Raw genomic sequence first — 22,540 nt, 5'->3', positions numbered from 1 at the left:
GCGATCCGCGCCGGCTACCTCGTCAGTACTCCGATGATGAAACCCGCTGCGGTGCTGGGTGATTCAGTGCGATCCTGGGGTTGCCCGGCGGACAAACCGCCGGCGCAGCTTGTCGATCAGGACGTCCAGGGTCCGCCGATCCTGCTCGGCGACGCGCACCAGGCGGCGCAGGTTCGCCACGGCGTCGAGGTCGCCCTTGGCTTCCGCGGTGCCGATCTTGCGCTGATACTCCTCGATGCGCTGATCGATGAAGCCGCGCCGACCGGCGAGCAGCCGCACGAAGTAGTCGGCCTGCAGTTGATCCGCGCTGTCCGGGGTGGCCGAGGCGAGCGCGTCGGCGGCCCGCTCGAGGGCCGGTGCCGGCCGGGACGGTTCTTGGCCCTGACGAGTAGTTTCCGGGCGGGACGCAGCCGTATGAGGGCGCCACCCGCGCCGGTCCCGAGGGCCCGCCGACCTGCGTGAAACGTTCGACCGTGCGCCACGCTCAGGTGACAGACCGGCTATGTCCATCAGCTCCCCTTTGCTCGAGGATTACTCAGGGCGCCGTAACAATAGCGTCCCGGTGGGGACCGGACCACAGGCTCGGACGAAATAGGGTGAAACACCCTGACAGCAACGAGGGTCCGGTCGCTACCATCGAGGGACTCGACTCGGCCCCCCAAACCTCAAGCGGCCTCGTGCGAGTGTCAAGGGAGGAAAGTGACCGACAACGGCAACCCCGGCGGCGGGGACATCGGCAAATTCGACCCCGGCTTGACCCAGCGCTTGATGGCGGTGATGCGCCCGGTCCTGAAAACCTACTTCCGGTCCGAGGTGCACGGCCTGGATACGTTCCCGCCCGGCGGAGCGTTGGTGGTCGGTAACCACTCCGGCGGCATGTTCCCCATGGACGTCCCGATCTTCAGCGTCCACTTCTACGACAAACTCGGCTACGACCGGCCGGTGTACACGCTGAGCCACGACATCTTGATGACCGGACCCACCGGAGACCTCTTCCGGCGCACCGGATACATCCGCGCCAATCGGGAGAACGCGGCCGAGGCGTTGCGGTCCGGCGGCGTGGTGATCGTGTTCCCCGGCGGCGACTACGACGCCTACCGGCCGACCCTGTCGGAGAACGTCATCGACTTCAACGGCCGCAAGGGGTACATCCGCACGGCGATCGAGGCCGGCGTCCCGATCGTGCCCGCGGTGTCCATCGGTGGGCAGGAGACCCAGCTCTACCTGACCCGCGGCACCTGGCTGGCCGAGCGGCTGGGCATTAAACGCTTGCTGCGCAGCGCGATTCTGCCGTTGTCGTTCGGCTTCCCCTTCGGCCTGAGCGCGGTCATCCCGCCGAACCTGCCGCTGCCCACCAAGATCGTGACCCAGGTGCTGGAGCCCATCGACATCGCCAAGCAGTTCGGCGACGACCCGGACGTCGACGAGGTCGACGAGTATGTGCGGTCGGTGATGCAGGAGGCGTTGACCGAGCTGGCCGCCAAGCGTCGCTTCCCGATCCTGGGCTGAGCCGTGCCGAATCCGTTGAGCGAGACCCTCGGCCTGGTCACCACGCTGAGCCGCGCCGGCATGATCGCGCCGATGCGCCCCGGCCGCTACCTCAAGATGGCCGCGGCCATGCGCCGCGAGGGCATGGGCATGACGGTCGGCTTCGCCAGTGCGGCGCAGCGCTGCCCGGATCGTCCTGGGCTGATCGACGAACGCGGCACGCTGACCTGGCGCCAGCTCGACGAGCGGATCAACGCGTTCGGCGCCGCGCTGCAACAGCTGCCCGCGGGGCAACCGAAGGTCGTGGGCATCATGTGCCGCAATCACCGCGGCTTCGTCGAGGCGGTGGTGGCCGTCAACCGGATCGGTTCCGACGTCGTGCTGCTCAACACCTCGTTCGCCGGGCCCGCGCTGGCCGAGGTGGTCAACCGCGAGGGCGTCGAAGCCGTGGTGTACGACGAGGAATTCACGCCGATTGTGGATCGCGCGCTGGCCGACAGGCCGGACGCCGGCCGCATCGTGGCCTGGACCGACGGGCAACACGATCTCACCGTCGAGAAGCTGATCGCCGCTCACGCCGGCCAACAGCCCCAGCGCTCCGGCCGCAAGGGCCGGATGATCCTGCTCACCTCCGGCACCACCGGAACCCCCAAGGGCGCCAACCAAACCGGCGGCAACGCCGGAGTCGGCACGCTCAAGGCGATTCTGGACCGCACGCCGTGGCGAGCCGAGGAAAACATCGTGATCGTGGCGCCGATGTTCCACGCCTGGGGCTTTTCCCAGTTGATCTTCGCCGCGTCCATGGCCTGCACGGTGATCACCCGGCGCAAGTTCGACCCCGAGGCGACGCTGGACCTCATCGACCGCCACAAGGCCACCGGGCTTGCCGTGGTGCCGGTGATGTTCGACCGCATCATGGAGCTGCCCGCCGAGGTGCGGCGGCGCTACAGCGGCCGGTCCCTGAGATTCGCCGCGGCATCGGGATCGCGGATGCGACCCGACGTGGTCATCGCGTTCATGGACGCGTTCGGCGACGTGATCTACAACAACTACAACGCCACCGAGGCCGGCATGATCGCGACGGCCACCCCGCAGGACCTGCGCGCGGCACCCGACACCGCGGGCCGGCCCGCGGGGGGAACCGAAATCCGGATCCTGGACCCGGAATTCAACGAACTGCCCACCGGTGAGGTCGGCAGCATCTACGTGCGCAACAACACTCAGTTCGAGGGCTACACCTCGGGGAGCACGAAAGATTTCCACGCCGGCTTCATGTCGTCGGGTGACCTGGGCTATCTGGATGAGGCGGGGCGCCTGTTCGTCGTCGGCCGCGACGACGAGATGATCGTCTCCGGCGGCGAGAACGTGTACCCGATCGAGGTGGAGAAGATTCTGGCGGCACATCCCGACGTGGCGGAGGCATCGGTGATCGGCGTGGACGACGAACAATACGGGCAGCGGCTGGCGGCCTTCGTGGTGCTCGAGCCCGGCGCAGAGCTCGACGCGGGCGCAGCCCCCGAGGCGCTCAAGCAGCACGTGCGGGAGAACCTGGCCAACTACAAGATCCCGCGCGAGATCACCGTGCTGGACGAGCTTCCGCGCAGCAGCACCGGCAAGATCCTGCGCGCCGAGCTGCAAGCGCGGGTGACCGGCTGATGCGGCTGGCCCGGACCATCAGAAAACCCCGGCCGCTAGCCCGGGCCACGCTCGAATTAGCCAACGCCGCCAACGGATTACGCCCACTGGCCCGTAAGGGTTACACCACCGTGCTGGTCTTCTGGTTCGGCTGGCCGGCTTCCGAGGTGCCGGGCGTCTATTTCTCCGCCTCGCTACTCGACGCGCTGCGGCGGGGCCGTCGCGGCGACTTCGCGGGACGGCGCGGCAAGGCCGCCCTGGCCGTGACGGTGGCGTCCTGGGCCATCCTGGGCGTGATCAAGTATCGCGGCGTCACCACTCCCGGCCCGGTACTCGAGGCGGGGCTGCGCGATCAACTGGGCGACGACTACGAAGAGGCGCTGGCCAAGCTGCCCCAGAGCGCACCGACGCGCAGCGGGCGGCGCACCCTGCCCCTGGGCAACACCGTGGCGCGCCGCCGCTACGTCGAGAAGACCAACGTGGTGTCCTACGGTCCGCACGGCCGCGCCAACCTCGCCGACATCTGGCGCCGGCACGACCTCCCCCGCGACGGCAAGGCGCCCGTGCTGCTGCAGGTGCCGGGCGGCGCCTGGGTGATCGGAATGCGCCGCCCCCAGGCCTATCCGCTGATGAGCCATCTCGCCGCGCGCGGCTGGGTGTGCGTGTCGATCGGCTACCGGGTGTCGCCGCGGCACACCTGGCCGGACCACATCGTCGACGTCAAACGCGCGCTGGCCTGGGTCAAGGAGAACATCTCCCGCTACGGCGGCGACCCGAACTTCGTGGCCATCACCGGCGGATCCGCCGGCGGCCATCTGTGTTCGCTGGCGGCGCTGACGCCCAACGACCCGAAGTTCCAGCCCGGCTTCGAGGATGCCGACACCTCGGTGGTGGCCGCGGTGCCGGTGTACGGGCGCTACGACTGGTACTCCACCGAGGGCGAGGGCCGGCGCGAGTTCGTGGACCTGCTCCAAAAGTTCGTCGTGAAAAAGAAATTCGCCACCCACCGCGACATCTACGTCGACGCCTCACCGGTCCGGCGGCTGCGCGCCGACGCACCGCCGTTCTTCGTCCTGCACGGCCACGACGATTCGCTGATCCCGGTCGGCGAGGCCGCAGACTTCGTCGAGGAACTGCGCGCGGTATCCAAAAACCCGGTCGCCTACGCCGAATTACCGCACGCCCAACACGCTTTCGACATCTTCAGTTCCCCGCGGGCGCATCGGTCCGCGGAGGCCGTGGCGCGATTCCTATCGTGGGTGTACGCGACGAATCCACCCGAGCGCGACTAGATGTGATGGCTTCGCCCCCATCCGGCTGAGCTTCTGTAACCCCTTGCGCCACTGTGGTTTCAGTGGTCACAAAGTGGCGATCCTTGTCGGTGGGTGCGGCTAGTTTGGCGGTGTGAGTCCAAGCAGTCAGCAGGATGTCGACGCGGTCTTCGACGCGCTCGATGCCGACTTGGACCGCGCCTGCGCGTTGTCGTTCGACGCGTTGAACGCACGGCAACAACTGGCGATCCTGGAGCGCTGTGAGAAGCTGCGCCGGCGCATACCGGCCCTGGAGCATCCGCTGATCAATTCCCTTGCCCGCCAAGCCCCGTCCGAGGAACTCGGCGGCACGTTGACCCATGCGATCACCGAGTCGACGCTGATCAGCCGCGGCGAGGCCGCCCGGCGAGTCAAGGAGGCGCGGGATCTGGGCACGCGCCACGGCCTGACCGGTGAACCCGTGCCACCGGCCCTGGCCGCCACCGCGGCCGCCCAACGCGACGGCACGCTGGGCGCCGGCCAGGTAGCGGTGATCCGCAAGTTCTACCACCAGCTGCCAGGCTGGGTGGACGTGGCGACCCGCGAGCAGGTCGAGGCGCGGTTGGCCGAGGAAGGCACCCGGTTTCGTCCCGAACAACTGGCCGGCCTGGCCAATACGCTCGCTGACTGCCTCAACCCCGACGGCATCTATACCGACGACGACCGGGCCCGGCGGCGCGGACTGAACCTGGGCAGACAGGGTTCTGACGGGATGTCGGAACTGCGTGGCTGGCTGACCCCCGAAGCACGCGCCACCCTCGAAGCCGTCCTGGCGAAACTCGCCGCCCCGGGCATGTGCAATCCCGACGACGAAAATCCCTGTGTAGACGGTAGTCCCAGTGAGCAGGCAATCGAGCGAGACTCCCGCAGCACCGGCCAACGCCAGCACGATGCCCTGAAAGCGGCGCTGCGCGGATTACTCGCTACCGGCGAGCTCGGTCAGCACAACGGTTTACCGGCCTCCATCATCGTCACCACGACACTGCAGGATTTGGAGACCGCCGCCGGGCGCGCCCTGACCGGGGGCGGCACCATCCTGCCGATGAGCGACGTGATCCGGCTGGCCCGCCACGCCCACCACTATTTGGCGGTCTTCGACAAGGGAAAAGCCCTGGCCCTGTATCACGCCAAGCGGCTGGCCTCACCCGGACAACGAATTGTCTTGTACGCCAAGGACCGTGGCTGCTCGGCACCGGGCTGCACCATGTCCGGCTACTACTGCGAAGTTCATCACGTCACCGACTGGTCCAAGTGCCACACCACCGACACCTACGAACTCACCTTCGCCTGCGGCCCCCATCACCGCCTGCTCAAACCCGGCGGCTGGATGACTCGCAAGAACGCCGGAGGCGATACCGAATGGATTCCGCCCCCGCGCCTGGACAGAGGCCGACCCCGCACCAACACCTTCCACCACCCGGAGAAACTGATACGCGACAGGGGTGACGACGACGGCCCGTAGCCGCGAGATTGCCAGGCAGGACTACCCGCTCTCGCGCGCGGCGGCCTTCTCCAAATCGGTCAACGCCGACTCGATCCGATCGGCCATGTCGTCGATGTCGTTGGCCACCTCGGGCGTCGTCACGAAACCGAAGTCCAGGTAGTCGGTGTAGGAGAAGCAGGTGATGTTCAGCGCGACGTCCATCACCGGCGGTCCCAGCGGCACCAGAGAATCCAGTTTTGCGCCGGCCATGTACAGCGGGAACGGCGGGCCCGGGACGTTGGAGACGACCAGGTTGATGGGAGCCAGGTTTCGCGACAGCCCGCTGGCGGTGTAGGCCCGCGCGGCCAGGTGCAACAACCCGGGCGGCGTCGTCTCGGTGAGACCCATGATCTGATGCGCGGACAACGCCTTTGCCATCAACTTGGCACTTTGCGTGCTGTCGTGGATAACCCGCAGCCGCTCGGCGGGGTCTTCGATATCTGTGGCAAGGGAAACGGTCATCGAACCGACTTGGTTGCCGACGTCGTCCTTGTTCTCATCGGTGCGCGTCGACACGGGGATCTGGGCAATGAGCGGCTTGGCCGGCAGCTCACCGCGCTTCTGTAGGTAATCGCGCGCGGCACCGGCCACCAAGGCCAGCACGACGTCGTTGAGCTTGACACCGTAAGCATCCTTGACGGCCTTGGCCCGGGCCAGCTCGACGCGGCAGCCGGTGATGCGCCGATGCGGCGAGACCGACGCATTGAACCGGGTCTTGGGCGCGTCGAAGTACCGCGCCGGCTTACTGGTAACACCCAGCGCGGCGACCTGCTGGCGCACGGTCTGCTCCACCAGTCGGGCTATGCGGAAGGGCGTCTTGACGCCGATGTTGATCAGCGCACCCACCGCGCGCCTTTCCAGGCCCGGAAGCTGGGACCCGACCAGCGACCCGACCGTCTCGTGTTGGGCCGGCCGTGGTTCCGGCGTTGCGTCCAAGAGGATTTCACCCAGGCCGGCGCCCGATACCCCGTCGACGATGGCGTGATGCATCTTGGTCAGCGTGGCGAACCGCCCGCCCTCGACGCCCTCGATCACCCACATCTCCCACAGCGGACGGGAACGGTCCAGCTTGTAGGACATCAACCGGCCCACCAGCTCCTCGAGCTCGCATCGACCGCCCGGCGCGGGAACCCCGATGCGGCGGACGTGGAAGTCGATGTCCAGCTCCTCGTCTTCGACGAACCACGGCCGGTCCAGCCCCAGCGGCGCACCCGTGACCCGCCACCGCAACTGCGGTACCTCCGGCAGGCGCTCGATGAGTAATTGACGGAGGCGTTGAAAGCTATACTCGGAGCACTCTTTCGGGTCGCAAATCGCCAGCGCCCCCACATGCATGTGCCAGCCCGCGGTTTCTGCCGACCAAAACGCCGCGTCAACACTCGAAAGCCGCTTCATCACCTGACCGTAGCCCCCCAGTCCCCGTCGCGACCAGCAATGGCAAACAAACTACCCGCCGCCTCGGCGCGGGAGGCGTCCGCGTGGCTACCAGTTCGTTGCGGTTACCCGCGATGCGGATCCGGTCCGGTCCCGGGGCCCCGCGAGCACCCTCTACCGGTAGCTCACTGGCTTCGATCAACAGGAGTCGGATGCGAACTGGGCGACGTCGGGCTCGGCATTGATCGCGTCCACGCCCGTGGCACCGACAAGATCCCGATCGCCGCGCCGCTCCCGACGCTCATCCGGGGCGCCGCGTGATTGGTGCGGCCAGGCGAGCACATGACCGCGGCCCTGCACAGCGCGGCGGCCTTGTTGAGGGAGCTCAGGTGCTTGAGGGCGACGTCCAGCGGCGCCGACAACGAACTCAACTTGGACAGCGGCACCGTTACCGGCAACAGGGACGCATCGAAGGTGGCCAACGGCGAGGAGGACAGCGCATCGAGCGCTTCGGAGATGGTCGAGATCACCTGACTGCCAGTCGTTATGACCTCTGGCGCGACGGTCAGAGACCAGTTGCGGGACGGCGGCGAGACCCCCGCGGACTGGCAGGGATCGGTGGAGGGCGGCGAACTGAACGGTGTCAGCTTCCAGACGCCGGCACAGGCGCGGGCGTAGGCGTACATGGCGGCGACGTCTTGAGCCCACATCCGTTCGTAATCGGCGTCGGCGTCGGCCACCGCCGGACTCAGCTGGCCCAGACAGTTCGCCGCGGCCAGCGAGATCCGCCGCAGCCGGTTGGCATCGATCACATGGGGCGCCACCACCGCCGCCAGCGCCAAACCGTAGGCGCCCGCGGCCGCCGTGGCCTGGATGGCCGTCTGCCGCGCCTGCGCGGCGGTAGCGTCTAGCCATGCCAGATACGGCGCGGCGGCGTGGGTGATCGCCGTCGTCGACGCGCTGCTCTCTCCCAGATCCAGCTTGGCGATCACCGCCCGGTAGCTCAGCGCCATGTCGCCGAGTTGGGCGCCCAACACACCCCAAGCCTTGGCGGCGTCCATCATTGATCCGGCGCCGGGGCCCGCATGCATCCGCCCGGAATTGCTTTCCGGCGGCAGGGTACCGAAATCCATCACTGACGCCAGCTCAACGGCGGGCGAATTATGCTGCAACATCAGGTTTTCTTTTCAGGGTGATGGATATGCGATGGTGGGGCGCGGGTTCTATTGCGGCAGTGTTCGTTTGGTTTCTAGCCACCGCCTTTGGAGCCGGGGCCCGAGGAACCGTCGAGTTGTCGCGGGCAGTACGCCTTCGCCGATATCGTCGCGAACTGGGCGGCGCCGTTGGTGGTCAGTGCGGGGTTGTTGTCCCGCAGGTCGTTGAGGAGTTGAAGACCGGAGACGCCGCGGGCGAGCAAGCCGCAGACCGCTTTTCCGGCGGTCACGGCCTGTCCCGGATCCTGAAAGCTGATGCCCACCGTATGCAGGTCGGCGATGAAGACTTCGTTGTTGTCGTCGGCGGCCGCCTCGTCCTCTCCCGGGACGGCGTGCGCGGGTACGGCGGTGACGATCCCCAGCGCTACACCGGCAAGCGCCAGCAGCATTTTCATGCATCCTCCTTCGATGGGTTAGATCCGTTGCGCCCGAACGCACTAACCCAACTTCGACTTGGGCGATCCGGCCGCAATCTCATCTCCGTCCGTCACGTGCACGGCATGGACGCCCGGTGTTGTTCTGAGTTTGGCGACCAGGTCGTCGAGGCCGGCCTCGTCGACGTTCCAGTGCTGCACCTGGTCGGGCATCTCCTGCAATTGGGCGATGATGCGGTCGAGCTTGACCGGCCCCTGTCGGCGCTCGCCGGTGATCGCGCGGGCCTGGATTCCCGTTGTGCTGACGACGCGCGACGCCGGGCTGCCGAGCGCGCCGCCCGCGAGACTGCCCAGGGTCGCCTCGTTGACGAGGCCACCGGGGATATCTGCCGCAGCGGCCGCGGCCAGGCTGGTGCCCGGTAGCGCGGCGGAGGACAACCTGATCGCCGGCGCGGCGGTCGCCCAGGCGGGCGGCACCGACATCTTTCCCACCGTCGGCGCGTTGCCCAATACCGCCGACACGGGTTTCACGGCGATGCCGGAGGCGACATGTCCCGGCGACGTCAGACCGGCGCCCAGCGACGATTTCGACATCGCGGCACTCCACGGCGCATAGATGAAGAAGTTCTTCCACTGCGAGACGCCAAGGCTGGTACTGGCATTGACGACGTTGGTCCACGTGGCCTGGGTGCCGATCTGCGAAATGCTGGAATACAGCGTCTCCCAGAACGGTGCTATCTCCGTGCTCCCCGTGGCGCCCCCGATCAGGTTCTGCCAGAACTGGGTGTATTGACCGGTGAGCGAGGTGATGTAGGCCTCGATCTCTTTCAGCCACGACGACAACGAGTTGGACGACGCCGCGGCCGCCTGTGCCGCCGCTGCGGTGTCGTTCGTGGTAGCCGGCGCCTCCTGGAACGGCGTCAGCTCTCCAGCGGACTCCGACGCGGCGGCGTAACTGAACATGGCGCCGACGTCTTGGGCCCACATCTGGCCGTACTCGGCTTCGGTGGCCGCAATCGCCGCGCCGTTCAGCCCCAGGATGTTGGTTTGCAACAGTGCGGCCAGCCGGCTGCGGTTCGCCGCAACAAGCGCCGGCGGCACGGTGGCCGCCAATGCCGCTTCGTAGGCGGCGGCGGCCGACCTGGCCTGGGCGGCCGACTGCTCGGCCACGCCCGCCGTGGTCGATACCCACGCCACGTACGGCGCCGCCGCGGCGGCCATGGACTCCGATGACGAGCCTTGCCACGACTCGCCGACCAGCTCCGAGATCACCTCTGCGTACGAAGCCGCGGTGGCGTGCAACTCGGCGGCCAGCCCATCCCAGGCCGCCGCGGCGGCCAACAACGAGCCCGCGCCCGGTCCCGAATAGAGCTGGGTGGAGATCACCTCGGGTGACAGCGCTGCGAAATCGCCGAAAACCATTGCCGGAACCTTCCTTATTTCGCGTTCGGAGGTATCACGATGACGGTGGACGTGGTCGCGATGTCGTCGACGGCCACGGCACCGGGCACGCGAACGGCCGGCCCCGCGGCGGCGCGAGTCGCGGTCCCACCGACCGCGCGTCCCGCCAGACTCGACAGGGCCGTCGGGCCGAACATGCCCCGCTGCCCGGCGGCCATCGCGGGCGCGGCGTCCAGCACGGTCTCCGGCAGTTCGGCGGCGACCGTCCGGACTGCCGGCACCGCCGAGGCCCAATTCGGCGGCACCGACAACGATCCCACCGAGCCGGCACGGCCCACCGACGCCGAAGCCGTGCCCGCACTCGACAGCGCGGTCGGGCCACTCAGGAGATCGCTGTGCAGCAGTGGCGACAACACGCCGATGAGCGGTTTCGGGTGAAGCAGTGGACCGATGCCTTGGATGCCCGTCCCCAGACTCGGGATGCTGACGGCGATCTGGTACCAGTTCTTCATCAGGTTCGCCACGCCGAGCGGCGTGTACGGGCCGGAGATGGTGCCCATGACGCTGTTGAAGGTCTTCAGAATCCCCGTAATGTCCGTCAGGCTCAGCGGGAGTCCGGCCGCCGCCGTCACCGCCGCCGCATTGACCTGCGCCGCGACCGGAGCCTGCGAAACCGATTCCGACAGAGCGGATTCCGCGCCGGAGGCGGTCGACGACTCGAGCGCGGAGGTGACCGCGCGTGACTGGTCGGCCGCGGCGTTGGCGTCGGCGGTCGTTGGTGGCGCGCTGAACGGGGCCAGCCGGGCCGCGGCAGCGGACGCGCCGGCATAGGCATACATCGCCGCGGCGTCTTGGGCCCACATCTCGGCGTACTGGGCCTCCGTGGCCGCGATCGCCGGAGTGTTCTGGCCCAGCACGTTGGTCGCGATCAGCGACGCCAACAACGCCCGGTTGGCCACGATCACCGGCGGCGGGACAGTCGCCGCGAAAACGGCTTCATAGGCCGCGGCCGCCGCCGTGGCTTGGACGGCGGTCTGCTCGGCCTGCGCGGCGGCGCCGTCGAGCCACGCGATGAAGGGTGCCGCCGCGGCCGCCATCGCCGTCGACGAAGGCCCATACCAGGAGGTTCGCAGCTCCGCGATGGCCGTACCGTATGACGCTGCGGCCGAATGTAATTCGGCTGCCAACCCGTTCCAGGCAGCCACAGCCGCCAGCAACGGCGCCGACCCCGGCCCTGCGTAGACCCTGCCGGAATTGATCTCCGGCGGTAACGACCCGAAATCCATGCCTTCCTCCGCCTCCGGCCGTGTCACCACCGCCGGCCCGATCCGTACCCCCGCCAGCACATCGGATACGAGTTTGCTGGCGGGTGACTTGTCCGCTTGTAGACGAGACACTAACCATCGGTGACCGAAATGCCCGTCGACGTGATGTGCCGGGTTCGCCGGCATCGCCGCGCTGCGATGCAAGAGCCGTGAGTCGGCGCTCGGCAAGCAAGCCGCCGATAAACACTCTCGACCTCGCGCAAATCCGACAAAGCGACGCGATGAATAGGTGATGAAAATCCGGGGAGGCCGTCCCCCGGGCCGCTATCCGTGAATAAAAATCTCGCTATCACAAATTGTGTCGGCCGTAGATGTCCTTTGTGAAGACGGCTCCGCGGCGGCGCGACGCCCGACCGTCCGAACGATGCCCAGGCACCGTGGGGGCGAGAAACGGGCGGTGGAGCACAGATTCGTGCATGGCGCAGCCGATACGCCCACAACTCATATACATGTCAAAGAAATTATGCAATCTGTATGAAATTGCTACTCGAGGGCAGCGCGCTCAGCCGGGGCTTGACCGGAAGGCGCACGATTTTATGTTCGGATGATCGACGATAAAGACCGTCCGAAAATGGCAACTCATATCCAACGCACATAAATCATGCAATTCATAGAATCCAGCGCTGCAGGCGCATGGACGGATGACGCGCCGAGGCGTGGCCACGCGCACACCTATCGAAACTCCGGCAGATCGAGCACCGCGAGCGTCGGACCCGCTACCACTCGACGCTGCGCCCTCGGCTTTGCCAAGGCGGGTGGCGCTACGACGCGCCTTCGGTGCGCATCGTCGTCAGGCGTCTTCCAGCAGATCCGGCGTGACCGCCGACTCGGTGTCGGGAATGCCCTCGACCTTCGCCTTGCGATCGGCCATCGACAGCAGCCGCCGAATACGGCCCGCCACAGCGTCTTTCGTCATCGGCGGGTCGGCGAGGCGGCCGAGCTCCTCCAGCGACGCCTGCCGGTGCTCGACGCGCAGCTTGCCGGCCGAGGCCAGATGGTCGGGGACGGTGTCGCCCAGGATCTCCAGCGCCCGCTCCACCCGGGCCGCGGCAGCGACCGCGGCCCGCGCCGAGCGGCGCAGGTTGGCGTCGTCGAAGTTGGCGAGCCGGTTAGCCGTGGCTCGTACCTCGCGCCGCATCCGGCGCTCCTCCCACACCAGCCGGGTGTCCTGGGCTCCCATCCGGGTCAGCAACGCGCCGATCGCCTCGCCGTCGCGCACCACCACGCGGTCGGCGCCACGCACCTCGCGGGCCTTCGCGCTGACACCGAGCCGGCGCGCGGCACCCACCAACGCCAGCGCCGCCTCCGGGCCGGGGCAGCTGACCTCAAGCGCCGACGAACGCCCTGGCTCGGTCAGCGACCCGTGCGCCAGGAAGGCTCCCCGCCAGGCGGCCTCGGCGTCGCCGACGCTGCCGCCCACCACTTGGGCCGGCAGTCCGCGCACCGGGCGGCCACGGTTGTCGAGCAGGCCGGTCTGGCGCGCCAGCGCCTCACCGTCGTTGGCCACCCGCAATACGTACCGGGTGCTCTTGCGAATCCCGCTGGCCGACAACACATGTACGACGGCGTTGTATCCGTAAAGCTCGAAAATGTCCTTGCGCAACCGCCGCGCGACGTTGCCCAGGTCCACCTCGGCTTCGACCACGACGCGGCCACCCACGATGTGCAGGCCGCCGGCGAACCTCAACAGGGACGTGACCTCCGCCCGGCGCGCGCTGACCGATTTCACGATGAGGCGGCTCAGTTCGTCCTTGACTTCGGTCGTCATCGCCACGCGTCGTCACCCCTTGGTTCGCTGCCGGCAGGTCCACTCCCACCGGCTGGTGGGTTTGCACCGTCGACCCGAATATCCGCGGTGGCCGTGACCGAAGAAGGTCCCGAAGCCTTATTGGCCGTCCGGACCCCGTCCAGGGCCGCCGCGAGCTTGCCTGGATCATGTAAAGGTGTACCAGGTCTGGCCACGTCGGCGAAGTGGACCTCGGCCGAAAGCAGTGTGGCGGTGCGGCGCAGTTGATCGCGTTCGCGCTCGCTGGGCACCCGTTCGGCGTCGATGATGATGTCGTGCACGCTGAATTCCGGTGCGTGCTGGGCCAACACGTGCAGATGACGCTCGACCGAGAAGCCTGCCGTCTCCCCCGGCTCGGCCACCAGATTGAGCACCAGGGCGCGCCGCGCGGCGGTCGCCCGCAGCGCCGCCGCCAGCCCGGGCACCAGCACATGCGGGATCACGCTGGTGAACCACGAACCGGGGCCCAGCACCACCAGATCGGCGGCCATGATGGCGTCGACGGCCTGCCGGGTCGCCGGGGGGTTGTCCGGCAGTAGCCGCACGCGGCGCACCTTGCCCGGTGTGGTCGCGATCGCCACCTGGCCGCGGATCAGCCGGAACATCCGCGGGTCGCTCTCCAGACCGGAGACGTCGGCCTCGATCTGCAGGGCGATCGGGCACATCGGCAGCACCCGGCCCTTGACGCCGAGGATGCGTCCGAGCTCGTCGAGCGCGGCCACCGGGTCGGCCAGCACCTCGGACAGGCCGGCCAGCACCAGGTTGCCGATCGGATGCCCGGCCAGGGCGCCGCTGCCGCCGAACCGGTGCTGCATGATGGTCGCCCACAGCTGCCCGTGCGGACTGTCAGATGCCAAGGCCGCCAACGCCATTCGCAGATCACCCGGCGGCACCACGTCCAGTTCGCTGCGCAGCCGGCCGGAAGAACCACCATCGTCGGCGACGGTTACCACCGCGGTGACGTAGGGAGTAAGCCGGCGGGCCGCCGACAGCGTCGCATACAGGCCGTGTCCGCCGCCCAGCGCGACGATGCCCCGGTTCAGCGGCTCGGTCATTCGCGGCCCAGATCCCGGTGCAGCACCCGCACCGACAGTTGCGCGTCACCCTTCTGGGCGTTCAGCAATTGCATCAGTGCCTCCGCGATCGCGACGCTGCGATGCTTGCCGCCGGTGCAGCCGATAGCGACCGTCATATAGCGCTTGCCCTCCCGGCGGTAGCCGTCGACGACCAGAGATAGCAATCGATGGTAGGCGTCGAGGAACTCGGTCGCGCCGGGCTGGCTCAACACGTAATCCCGCACCGCGGGATCCTGCCCCGTGCGGGGACGCAATTCGTCGACCCAATGCGGGTTCGGCAGGAACCGCACGTCCATCACCATGTCGGCGTCCATCGGCAGGCCGTACTTGAAACCGAAGGACTCGACCGTGATGCTGGTGGTCGCGCTGGCGACGCCGCCGAAGGCCCGCTCGATGGTCTCGCGCAAGCCGCGCACCGACAGCGTCGAGGTGTCGATGATCAGGTCGGCGGTGGCGCGAACCGATGCCAGCATCCGGCGCTCGGCGGCGATGCCCTCGGCCAGGGTCTGATCGCCCTGCAGCGGGTGACTGCGCCGGTTCTGTTCGTAGCGGCGCACCAACATGTCGTCGGATGCTTCCATGAACACCACGCGCGGGGCGATGTTTCGGGTTGCCAACTCGGTCCGCACCGAGTCCAGGTCGCCGGTGAAGCCGCGCGACCGCACGTCCATCACCACCGCGAGCTGGGTGATCCGCGAGCCGGCGGCCAGACCGAAATCGACCATCCGGGTGATCAGCTGCGGGGGCAGGTTGTCCGCCACATACCAGCCGAGGTCTTCGAGCACCTTGGCTGCGGTACCCCGCCCGGCGCCGGATAATCCCGTCACCAGAACGACGTCGATACCGGCCGGGGCATCCACCGAGTGGCCGCCCGCGAACTCACCCGGGCCCGTCACCGGGCGGCCTCGGACTGATCGGGTCGCAGCGCCTGCAGGACGGCGGTGGCGGTTGCCACCCCGATGCCGGGAACGGCGGTGATCTGGTCGACGGTGGCCTCCTTGAGGCGGGCTATCGATCCGAAATGGCTTACCAATGCCTTGCGGCGATGTTCTCCCAATCCTGGCACCGAATCCAGCACCGATGCCGTCATACGCTTGGATCGCTTGCTGCGATGGTAGGTGATCGCGAACCGATGCGCTTCGTCACGAATCCGTTGCAGCAAATAAAGTCCCTCGCTGTTGCGCGGCATGATGACGGGATCGGGCTCCGACGGCACCCACACCTCTTCCAGCCGCTTGGCCAAGCCGATCACCGCGACGTCGGTAATGCCGAGCTCCTCGAGCACCGCGCTGGCCGCGTTGACTTGCGGCGCACCGCCGTCGACGACGTAGAGGTTCGGCGGGTAGGCGAACCGGCGAGACTTTCCTTCCGGCGAAAGCATATTCGGGTCGTTTTGTTCACTCAGGTGCCGCGCGAAGCGGCGCCGGGTCACCTCGGCGATCGATGCGACGTCGTCGGAGCGTCCCTGTCCCGCGGCTTCCCGGATGCCGAAGTGCCGGTAGTCCGATTTGCGCGGCAGGCCGTCCTCGAACACCACCAGCGAGCCGACCACGTCGGTGCCCTGAACATGGCTGATGTCCACGCATTCGATGCGCAGCGGCGCGTCGGACAGGCCGAGGGCATCCTGGATGTTCTGCAGCGCAGCGGATCTGGCGTTGAAGTCGCCGGCGCGCCTCAGTTTGTGTTGCTGCAGCGCCTCTTTCGCGTTGCGCTGCACGGTTTCGGCCAGCGCACGCTTGTCTCCGCGCTGCGGCACCCGCAGCACCACCCTGGATCCGCGCAGGCCGGACAGCCAACTGGTCAGCTCGCCGGCATTGGACGGCAGGCAGGGCACCAGCACCTCGCGCGGCACTGGGTTCACCGATTCGTCTGCGGCGCCGCCTAATTCGGCCTGCTCGCCGTAGAACTGGGTCAGGAACTGCTCGACCAACTGCTCCTCACCGGAATCACCTGGGTCGGCCGACTTTTCGACGATCCAGCCGCGCTGGCCGCGGACCCGGCCGCCGCGGACGTGGAACACCTGGACCGCGGCCTCGAGCTCGTCGTCGGCGAACGCCACCACATCGGCGTCGGTGCCGTCACCGAGCACGACGGCCTGCTTCTCCATCGCCCGCTTCACCGCGCCCAGGTCGTCGCGCAGCCGCGCGGCCCGCTCGAAATCGAGCTGCTCGGCCGCGGCGTTCATCCGCTGTTCCAGTTCCCGGGCGAACCGGTCGGTCTTGCCGGACAGGAAGTCGCAGAAATCGTCCACGATCTGGCGGTGCTGCTCCGCGCTGACCCTGCCGATGCACGGCGCCGAGCATTTGTCGATGTAGCCGAGCAGGCAGGGGCGGTCGATCTGCTTGTGCCGCTTGAACACTCCCGCCGAGCAGGTACGAGCCGGAAACACCCGGGTGAGCAGGTCCAGCGTTTCCCGGATGGCCCACGCGTGTGAGTACGGCCCGAAGTACCGCACCCCCTTGCGGCGGGGGCCGCGATAGACCATCAGCCGGGGGAACTCCTCGTTGAGGGTCACCGCAAGCACCGGGTAGGTCTTGTCGTCGCGATAGCGGACGTTGAACCGCGGATCGAATTCCTTGATCCAGTTGTATTCGAGCTGCAGCGCCTCGACTTCGGTGTTGACCACCGTCCACTCGACCTTGGCCGCGGTGGTCACCATCTGCCGGGTTCGCGGGTGCAGGCTGGAGATGTCGGCGAAGTATGACGTCAGCCGGCTGCGCAGGCTCTTGGCCTTGCCGACGTAGATGACTCGCCCGTGCGGATCCCGGAATCGGTAGACGCCGGGCTCGACCGGGATGGACCCGGGGGCGGGGCGGTAGGTGGCGGGATCGGGCACAGATCCAGGCTAGTAGCCGCCGGCGTGGTGCCGAGAAAGGCGGGGCGCGTGCGGGTGCCGGTCTAGGGTGGTGCATACCCGGTCGCGACGATGTTTGAGGGGGATTACCGTCGAGTCCTCGCTAGCCTGGTTGCTGCAGCCCCTCGGTGTCGAGACCTTCCTGGACGAGATCTGGGCGAGCAGGCACCACCACATCCGGCGCTGCCGGCCCGGCTACTTCGACCGGCTGCTACCCGGGTCTTCGGCGGTCGACGAACTCCTCGAGCATGTGCAGCCGGAACCGTCGGCCGTCCGGCTGGTCAAGGGCGGCGAGGACAAGGATCCGGCGGCCTACCGCCGCGCCGACGGCGGCCTGGACCCGGCCCGGGCACGCGAGGGCCTGGCCGAGGGCTACACGATCGTCATGAACGGGGTCGAGCGCTATCTGCGCACGATCGCGTCGTTGTCCCATTCCATCGAGGTCGAGCTGGACTTCCCGACGCGGGTGAACGCCTACGTCACGCCACCGGAGTCGACCGGCTTTGCCCCCCACTATGACCCGCACGACGTGCTGGTCCTGCAGATCGAGGGATCCAAGACGTGGCATGTGTCCGGCGGGGCCGCCGTGCCGCCGCACGAGATCCAGCGGCGCAGGGGCGTGGGGACCGACGGGCTCACATCGCCGACCGACGTGTGCCTGCAACCGGGCGACGTGCTGTATTTGCCGCGCGGCCAAGTGCATTCGGCCGAAACGCGCGCCGATCCGTCGGTCCATCTGACGATCGGGCTCCATGCGCCAACCATGCTCACGCTACTCACGCACGCGCTGTACGCCCTGAGTCTGCGCGACCCGCGCGTGCACGCCCGTTTATCGCCACGGCACCAAAGAGACGCAACCGCCCGCGCCGGCCTTGGCGGCCTCGTACGCGACACCCTGCAAGCCCTCGACGATCCCGAGCTCCTCACCGAAAGCCTCGGCGCGCTGGCCGAGGTCCTGGTCCGGCGGGGCCGATGCCCTCCGGTCGGCCGGGTCAGCGACACCGTCGGGATCGACGGGCAAACGCTGGTCGCGAAGTATGAACCGCTCTATGCGCGGGTGGCGCACGTCGACGACCGCGTGGTCCTGCAGTTCGCGCAGCTGTCGGTGGGCGCCGGCGCCGACCACGAAGCGGCGATGCTGTTCCTCGCCGGCAGCACCGAGCCGTTTCGGGTCGGCGACCTGCCCGGGTTGAGCCCGGCGCAGCAGACCGGGTTGGCGCAGACGTTGATCCTGAACGGGTTCTTGGTCCGGCTGTCCAAAGGCTGACAGTTAGCTTCGCATATCCGGTGAAAGTCCCGATTTCTATCCGTATTTGCGGATACTTTCTACGTAGACTTCGGTACATGCGGGTCACGGCCCGAGCGGCCGGCGTCCTTATCGCTCAGCTACGCGATATCGGTGACCAACCTCCGCCCAGATCGCAACGTCGCATCGCCGAAAACGCTGAAAACCACTGAGAGGCCGGGACAAAGCGCTTCCCGCGTGACTGATAGGGCCGCCGCCCGCCGGCCACGCGGGACCGCCGACCGGTTCGTCGGGAGGAGCGCAACATGGCAGCACGGGTGCCCGCGGGTGGTCGACGATGACCATGCCGATCTGGGCCGCCTTTCCCCCGGAGGTGCATTCGGCGGCGCTGTCCAGCGGCCCCGGGCCCGGATCCTTGCTGGCGGCGATGCAGGCGTGGCAGGCCCTGAGTGCCGAATACGATGAGACGGCTGCAGATCTCAGCGAATTGCTGGCCGCGGTGCAGGCCGGGACGTGGCAGGGCCCCAGCGCGGAGGCATTCGTGGCCGCGCACGTGCCATACCTGGCATGGCTCCTGCAGAACAGCGCCAACAGTTCGGCAGCCGCCTTAGAGGCCGATACCGTTGCCGCGGCCTACACCGCCGCGCTGTCGGCCATGCCGACGCTGGAAGAGCTGGAAGCCAATCACGCCACCTTCGCGCAGTTGGTGGCGACGAATTTCCTTGGCGTGAACACGATTCCGATCGCGCTCAACGAGATGGAATATCTGCGGATGTGGCTGCAGGCGGCCACCACGATGGCGATCTATGAAGCGGTGTCCCAGACCGCGCAGACGTGGGTCCCGCCGACCGCCCCGCCCCCGCCGATCCAGCTGGCCAACCCGCCCAACCAGGATGCGGGCGGCGGGGCAGATCAGCTGAGCTGGTGGGTAACTCGCGTGCAAGAAGTCGCCCAGGAACTCGACGGGGACCTGAGCCAGTCTGGAGGATCCAACCCCTCCTCGATCCTCAACAGCCTGATGACCGACCCGCTGCTGGCCGCCAAGGTTCCGCACTGGGCGGGCGAGGCGCTCTACACGTTCCCTACTACCCAGGTGCCGCAATTGGCGCAGCTCTCCGCCGGCCTGATCGCCCCCTTCATCCCCGTCGCCGGCGCGGCGGGTTTGGCGGGGTTGGCCGGTTTGACCGGCGTGCCTCAACCAGCCCTCACCATGCCGGGCGCGGTGGCCGCCCCGGCTCCATCGCACACGGGAGCGCCCGTCGCCATGGCCCCCGGTCTCGGCGCACCCGCTCTGGCCCCGGCCGTCGCCCCGGCGCCCGCCCCCGCACCCGCCGCAGCATCGGCAGCCCCCGCCGCCGCGCCGGCGCCGCCCGCCCCCGGTGTTCCGGCCTTCAGCTACCCCTACGTGGTCGGACCTCCCGGCCTCGGGGCCGGAACCGGCATGAGCCTCGGGTCGCGCGCCGGCCAGAAGTCGGCCGCACCCGACGCCGTCGCGGCGCCGGCCGCGGCGAGCCGGGGGGAACAGGTCCGGCGCCGCCGGCGCCCGCGGCCGGGCCTGATCGATCCCGGGCGCCGGTACGAATACCTCGACGATGGTTCGGACGCGCAATCTGGCTCCGCGAGCGCCTCGGATCGGGGCGCGGGGCGACTGGGGCTGGGGTTTGCCGGCACCGCGCCCGAATCGGGTGCCGCTCCCGCGGGCTTGAGCACAGTTGCCGGCGCTTCTTTGGACGGCAGCCCCAGCCTGCCGCTGTTGCCGAGCAGCTGGAGCCCGGAAACAGAAGAAGGGACAACCGGGCAGGTAGAAGGGCTGTAAAAGGCCCCGCGCGGGGTCGCGGCGGTTTGGACGGCTTCGGTTCTGGCTACCAAGCTCCTAGCTCAACGCTAGAGTGGGGCAGAGCAATGGAGGGAGTCCGTAAATGATGAAGCGCTCGTTGGCCAAACTGGCCGTCACCGTCGGCGGTCTGGCATTGGCGTCGACCGCTGGGGCCGGGGTCGCATCGGCCAGCCCTGATTACGGTCCGATGATCAACACCACCTGTAGCTACGACCAGGCGATGCGGGCCGTGCACGCCGAAAACCCGATGGCCGCCCAGTATCTCGACCAGTCGCCGCCGAACCAGCAGTTCTTGCAGCAGTACCTGGCGTCGTCGCCAGATCAGCGGGTGAACCTGCTGCACGCGATCGAGCACAACCAGGGGGCCCAGCAGGCCCTGCCGATCTTCCAGCAAATGATGACGGACTGCACTCGGTACTGAGTGCCTCCGGCCCGGGCTTTCCGGCCCACGAGTTGAACCACCAGGGGGCGGGCCACCGCGTCTAAGCGGTGCGCCCGTCGACCTGTGCGCGTCGTTTCGCCGCCCAGTCCGCCATGGGGAATCCGGATGCGTTGTTGCAGGCCGCCAGCAGCAGAGCCACGTGCGGCAGGATGGCGAGCCCGTAATCACACGTCCAGGCCTGCTCGGTCATCGTCCATACCAGGACGTCTTCGGTCGGAATACCGAAATAACTCAGCCGCATCGGATTCCACGCCCCTTGGGGGGAGACGCCCACCGCGTCATCGCGGCACTTGGAGACCGCGCTGAAGCCACCCCACACCACGTCGTGGGCGTCCAGCGCATTGTCGTAGAGGTCGATCGACTCGGCACAAGTCGCCGGCCCACTGAACTGGTACGCGGATTCGGCGTGGTCCGATGGGCCGGGCGGCCGCAGCGGTGAAGTCTTGAACAGCAGCGCCGCCGAGCACTCCGGTGGCCGAGCGCTGGTGAAGTAGTTGTCTCCCACCGAAATCGCGGCTGCCGCACCGAACGGCGTGTCATCCCCGCTCTGCAGCAGCAGGTCTTGCGCGCGGGCCAATGGGCGTTTCACGGTCGCCGACGGCGCTGCCCCGGCCTGATCGGCCGCCCGGACCGCGCGTCCCCCCACCACTGCGTCGCACCCACCCAGCGCCAGCACGGTGAGGACGGCGAGAGCGGCCACCCGTGCCTGAAGCGCCATCGGCTGATGGTACAGCCCTCAGTGGATCTGTAGGTCCGGCCGATAGCGCACCAGCAGCGACCGGACCGTGTCCATGGCGTCCACCGCGCGGCCCTTGTCGACGGCCTGGATGGCCATCACCGGAATGTACTCGTCATCGGGCAGGTCGATGCGCGCCCAGCGGTGACCCACCGGAAACGACACGCCGGCAACATCCGGCCACTCGATCAGCTTGTCGCCCAACAGATTTCTCACCGAAACGCCGGCCGGCCCCACTCGCAGCCGCGGCCGCGCGAACAACAGCACGACGCCGGCGATGACCAGGCCCAGCACTGCGATCGCCACCTGATCGGAGGTCTGAAAGACCACCCCGGTGGAGCCCACCTTGAGCAGCGCGCCCACCGCGATGTGCGCCGCGGCGATGACAAACGCCGCCCCATAAGCGAATAACGGTGTGCGATGGGGACGCAGCACCGCATCCCAGGACTCGCGGTCCGGCGGAGACGTCACGACCGGGCGCGCAACTCACGCAGGGTCAGCGCGGTGGTCAGCGCCGCCAAAGTGGCTTGCGCCCCTTTGTCCTCGGCCGATTCCGGAAGGCCGGCCCGGTCCCTCGCCTGCTCCTCGGTGTCGGTGGTCAGCACGCCGTTGGCCACCGGTGTGGCAGTGTCCAACGACACCCGGGTCAGGCCCTGCGTCACCGCATCGCAGACGTATTCGAAATGCGGTGTCTGCCCGCGAATCACAACGCCCAGCGCGATGACGGCATCGTGGTTGCGGGCGAGTTCCTGCGCCACCACCGGGATTTCGATCGCGCCGATCACGCGGATCACTGTCGGAGCGTCGATACCCGATTCCGAGGCCACCTTGCGGGCACCCGCCAGCAGCGCGTCGCAGATTTCGCTGTGCCAGGTGCTCGCAACCAGGGCCAGTCGCAGGCCGGATGCATCGAGCGGCGGAACCTCCGGCACACCATCGGCGGGGCTCATTTGCGCCCC

20 protein-coding genes are annotated in these 22,540 nt (G+C 68.1%); 7 read left to right on the top strand and 13 right to left on the bottom strand.

Going from position 1 to position 22,540, the window contains the following annotated elements; all coding sequences use genetic code 11:
• Positions 1 to 63: 63 nt before the first annotated feature.
• Positions 64 to 510: a hypothetical protein gene (locus ACZYVJ_RS24465; RefSeq protein WP_463833713.1), complete on the bottom strand. Its 447-nt coding sequence runs from the start codon at positions 508 to 510 to the stop codon at positions 64 to 66.
• 258 nt (positions 511 to 768) lie between these two features.
• Between ACZYVJ_RS24465 and ACZYVJ_RS24460 the strand changes: the two genes are divergently transcribed.
• The 4 genes from ACZYVJ_RS24460 to ACZYVJ_RS24445 all read left to right on the top strand — a co-directional run bounded on the left by ACZYVJ_RS24460 (position 769) and on the right by ACZYVJ_RS24445 (position 5,895).
• A complete protein-coding gene (locus ACZYVJ_RS24460) occupies positions 769 to 1,509 on the top strand; it encodes a lysophospholipid acyltransferase family protein (RefSeq protein WP_463833867.1) in 741 nt (246 codons plus the stop codon).
• 15 nt (positions 1,510 to 1,524) lie between these two features.
• The gene (gene fadD12 / locus ACZYVJ_RS24455; protein ID WP_463833865.1) at positions 1,525 to 3,144 is read left to right on the top strand and encodes an acyl-CoA ligase FadD12; all 1,620 of its coding nucleotides are present in this window, start codon (positions 1,525 to 1,527) and stop codon (positions 3,142 to 3,144) included.
• Entirely contained in the window at positions 3,144 to 4,415 is a 1,272-nt protein-coding gene (locus ACZYVJ_RS24450) for an alpha/beta hydrolase (protein ID WP_463833712.1), read from the top strand. Before fadD12 ends, ACZYVJ_RS24450 begins: the two co-directional genes overlap by 1 nt.
• 112 nt (positions 4,416 to 4,527) lie before the next feature.
• The gene (locus ACZYVJ_RS24445) at positions 4,528 to 5,895 is read left to right on the top strand and encodes an HNH endonuclease signature motif containing protein (protein ID WP_463833711.1); all 1,368 of its coding nucleotides are present in this window, start codon (positions 4,528 to 4,530) and stop codon (positions 5,893 to 5,895) included.
• A gap of 21 nt (positions 5,896 to 5,916) precedes the next feature.
• Here ACZYVJ_RS24445 and ACZYVJ_RS24440 read toward each other — a convergent pair whose 3' ends face one another.
• The 9 genes from ACZYVJ_RS24440 to uvrC form a co-directional block, all read right to left on the bottom strand.
• Positions 5,917 to 7,311, bottom strand: coding sequence for a WS/DGAT/MGAT family O-acyltransferase (locus tag ACZYVJ_RS24440; RefSeq protein ID WP_463833710.1), 1,395 nt, complete (start codon positions 7,309 to 7,311; stop codon positions 5,917 to 5,919).
• A gap of 164 nt (positions 7,312 to 7,475) precedes the next feature.
• A complete protein-coding gene (locus ACZYVJ_RS24435) occupies positions 7,476 to 8,465 on the bottom strand; it encodes a PPE family protein (protein WP_463833709.1) in 990 nt (329 codons plus the stop codon).
• Between the two features lie 74 nt (positions 8,466 to 8,539).
• Positions 8,540 to 8,899, bottom strand: a complete 360-nt coding sequence (locus tag ACZYVJ_RS24430) for a DUF732 domain-containing protein (RefSeq protein WP_463833708.1) — start codon at positions 8,897 to 8,899, stop codon at positions 8,540 to 8,542.
• Positions 8,900 to 8,941: 42 nt separating this feature from the next.
• Complete coding sequence (locus ACZYVJ_RS24425) at positions 8,942 to 10,300, bottom strand: PPE family protein (RefSeq protein ID WP_463833707.1); 1,359 nt, start codon at positions 10,298 to 10,300, stop codon at positions 8,942 to 8,944.
• Between the two features lie 14 nt (positions 10,301 to 10,314).
• The gene (locus ACZYVJ_RS24420; RefSeq protein WP_463833864.1) at positions 10,315 to 11,565 is read right to left on the bottom strand and encodes a PPE family protein; all 1,251 of its coding nucleotides are present in this window, start codon (positions 11,563 to 11,565) and stop codon (positions 10,315 to 10,317) included.
• Positions 11,566 to 12,394: 829 nt separating this feature from the next.
• Positions 12,395 to 13,372 carry a DNA-binding protein WhiA gene (gene whiA, locus ACZYVJ_RS24415; RefSeq protein ID WP_040631623.1) on the bottom strand — a complete coding sequence of 326 codons (978 nt, stop codon included), beginning with the start codon at positions 13,370 to 13,372 and terminating at the stop codon, positions 12,395 to 12,397.
• Positions 13,369 to 14,433, bottom strand: coding sequence for a uridine diphosphate-N-acetylglucosamine-binding protein YvcK (gene yvcK, locus ACZYVJ_RS24410; RefSeq protein ID WP_463833862.1), 1,065 nt, complete (start codon positions 14,431 to 14,433; stop codon positions 13,369 to 13,371). The genes whiA and yvcK overlap by 4 nt, the downstream gene beginning before the upstream one ends.
• 8 nt (positions 14,434 to 14,441) lie before the next feature.
• A complete protein-coding gene (gene rapZ, locus ACZYVJ_RS24405) occupies positions 14,442 to 15,362 on the bottom strand; it encodes an RNase adapter RapZ (RefSeq protein ID WP_463833706.1) in 921 nt (306 codons plus the stop codon).
• Positions 15,359 to 17,302 (bottom strand): excinuclease ABC subunit UvrC, encoded by a 1,944-nt coding sequence (gene uvrC / locus ACZYVJ_RS24400; RefSeq protein WP_463833705.1) that lies wholly within the window; start codon positions 17,300 to 17,302, stop codon positions 15,359 to 15,361. Before uvrC ends, rapZ begins: the two co-directional genes overlap by 4 nt.
• A 103-nt stretch (positions 17,303 to 17,405) precedes the next feature.
• Between uvrC and ACZYVJ_RS24395 the strand changes: the two genes are divergently transcribed.
• From ACZYVJ_RS24395 to ACZYVJ_RS24385, 3 genes are all read left to right on the top strand, one after another.
• On the top strand, positions 17,406 to 18,587 hold the full coding sequence (locus tag ACZYVJ_RS24395) for a cupin domain-containing protein (protein WP_463833861.1): 1,182 nt from the start codon (positions 17,406 to 17,408) through the stop codon (positions 18,585 to 18,587).
• 316 nt (positions 18,588 to 18,903) lie between these two features.
• Positions 18,904 to 20,382 (top strand): PPE family protein, encoded by a 1,479-nt coding sequence (locus ACZYVJ_RS24390; RefSeq protein WP_463833704.1) that lies wholly within the window; start codon positions 18,904 to 18,906, stop codon positions 20,380 to 20,382.
• 103 nt (positions 20,383 to 20,485) lie between these two features.
• On the top strand, positions 20,486 to 20,824 hold the full coding sequence (locus ACZYVJ_RS24385; protein WP_064936546.1) for a hemophore-related protein: 339 nt from the start codon (positions 20,486 to 20,488) through the stop codon (positions 20,822 to 20,824).
• Positions 20,825 to 20,885: 61 nt separating this feature from the next.
• Here ACZYVJ_RS24385 and ACZYVJ_RS24380 read toward each other — a convergent pair whose 3' ends face one another.
• From ACZYVJ_RS24380 to ribH, 3 genes are read right to left on the bottom strand one after another with little or no spacing between them, the layout of a single operon-like run.
• Positions 20,886 to 21,563, bottom strand: coding sequence for a hypothetical protein (locus ACZYVJ_RS24380; protein ID WP_463833703.1), 678 nt, complete (start codon positions 21,561 to 21,563; stop codon positions 20,886 to 20,888).
• 18 nt (positions 21,564 to 21,581) lie between these two features.
• The gene (locus ACZYVJ_RS24375; RefSeq protein ID WP_463833702.1) at positions 21,582 to 22,052 is read right to left on the bottom strand and encodes a PH domain-containing protein; all 471 of its coding nucleotides are present in this window, start codon (positions 22,050 to 22,052) and stop codon (positions 21,582 to 21,584) included.
• A complete protein-coding gene (gene ribH, locus ACZYVJ_RS24370) occupies positions 22,049 to 22,531 on the bottom strand; it encodes a 6,7-dimethyl-8-ribityllumazine synthase (protein WP_463833701.1) in 483 nt (160 codons plus the stop codon). The genes ACZYVJ_RS24375 and ribH overlap by 4 nt, the downstream gene beginning before the upstream one ends.
• Positions 22,532 to 22,540: the final 9 nt, after the last annotated feature.

Source organism: Mycobacterium sp. IDUB_3, from assembly GCF_055419585.1.
Note: the sequence above shows the minus strand (reverse complement) of the source record. Positions and strands in the feature narration are given on the sequence as shown.

What these genes read in the sequence shown, in the direction of transcription:
- ACZYVJ_RS24425 (WP_463833707.1), bottom strand. Translation starts at nt 10,300, where the DNA reads ATGGTTTTCGGCGATTTCGCAGCGCTGTCACCCGAGGTGATCTCCACC.
- ACZYVJ_RS24465 (WP_463833713.1), bottom strand. Translation starts at nt 510, where the DNA reads ATGGACATAGCCGGTCTGTCACCTGAGCGTGGCGCACGGTCGAACGTT.
- whiA (WP_040631623.1), bottom strand. Translation starts at nt 13,372, where the DNA reads ATGACGACCGAAGTCAAGGACGAACTGAGCCGCCTCATCGTGAAATCG.
- ribH (WP_463833701.1), bottom strand. Translation starts at nt 22,531, where the DNA reads ATGAGCCCCGCCGATGGTGTGCCGGAGGTTCCGCCGCTCGATGCATCC.
- ACZYVJ_RS24450 (WP_463833712.1), top strand. Translation starts at nt 3,144, where the DNA reads ATGCGGCTGGCCCGGACCATCAGAAAACCCCGGCCGCTAGCCCGGGCC.
- ACZYVJ_RS24440 (WP_463833710.1), bottom strand. Translation starts at nt 7,311, where the DNA reads ATGAAGCGGCTTTCGAGTGTTGACGCGGCGTTTTGGTCGGCAGAAACC.
- ACZYVJ_RS24390 (WP_463833704.1), top strand. Translation starts at nt 18,904, where the DNA reads ATGACCATGCCGATCTGGGCCGCCTTTCCCCCGGAGGTGCATTCGGCG.
- ACZYVJ_RS24380 (WP_463833703.1), bottom strand. Translation starts at nt 21,563, where the DNA reads ATGGCGCTTCAGGCACGGGTGGCCGCTCTCGCCGTCCTCACCGTGCTG.
- ACZYVJ_RS24420 (WP_463833864.1), bottom strand. Translation starts at nt 11,565, where the DNA reads ATGGATTTCGGGTCGTTACCGCCGGAGATCAATTCCGGCAGGGTCTAC.
- ACZYVJ_RS24435 (WP_463833709.1), bottom strand. Translation starts at nt 8,465, where the DNA reads ATGTTGCAGCATAATTCGCCCGCCGTTGAGCTGGCGTCAGTGATGGAT.
- ACZYVJ_RS24430 (WP_463833708.1), bottom strand. Translation starts at nt 8,899, where the DNA reads ATGAAAATGCTGCTGGCGCTTGCCGGTGTAGCGCTGGGGATCGTCACC.
- ACZYVJ_RS24385 (WP_064936546.1), top strand. Translation starts at nt 20,486, where the DNA reads ATGATGAAGCGCTCGTTGGCCAAACTGGCCGTCACCGTCGGCGGTCTG.
- ACZYVJ_RS24460 (WP_463833867.1), top strand. Translation starts at nt 769, where the DNA reads ATGGCGGTGATGCGCCCGGTCCTGAAAACCTACTTCCGGTCCGAGGTG.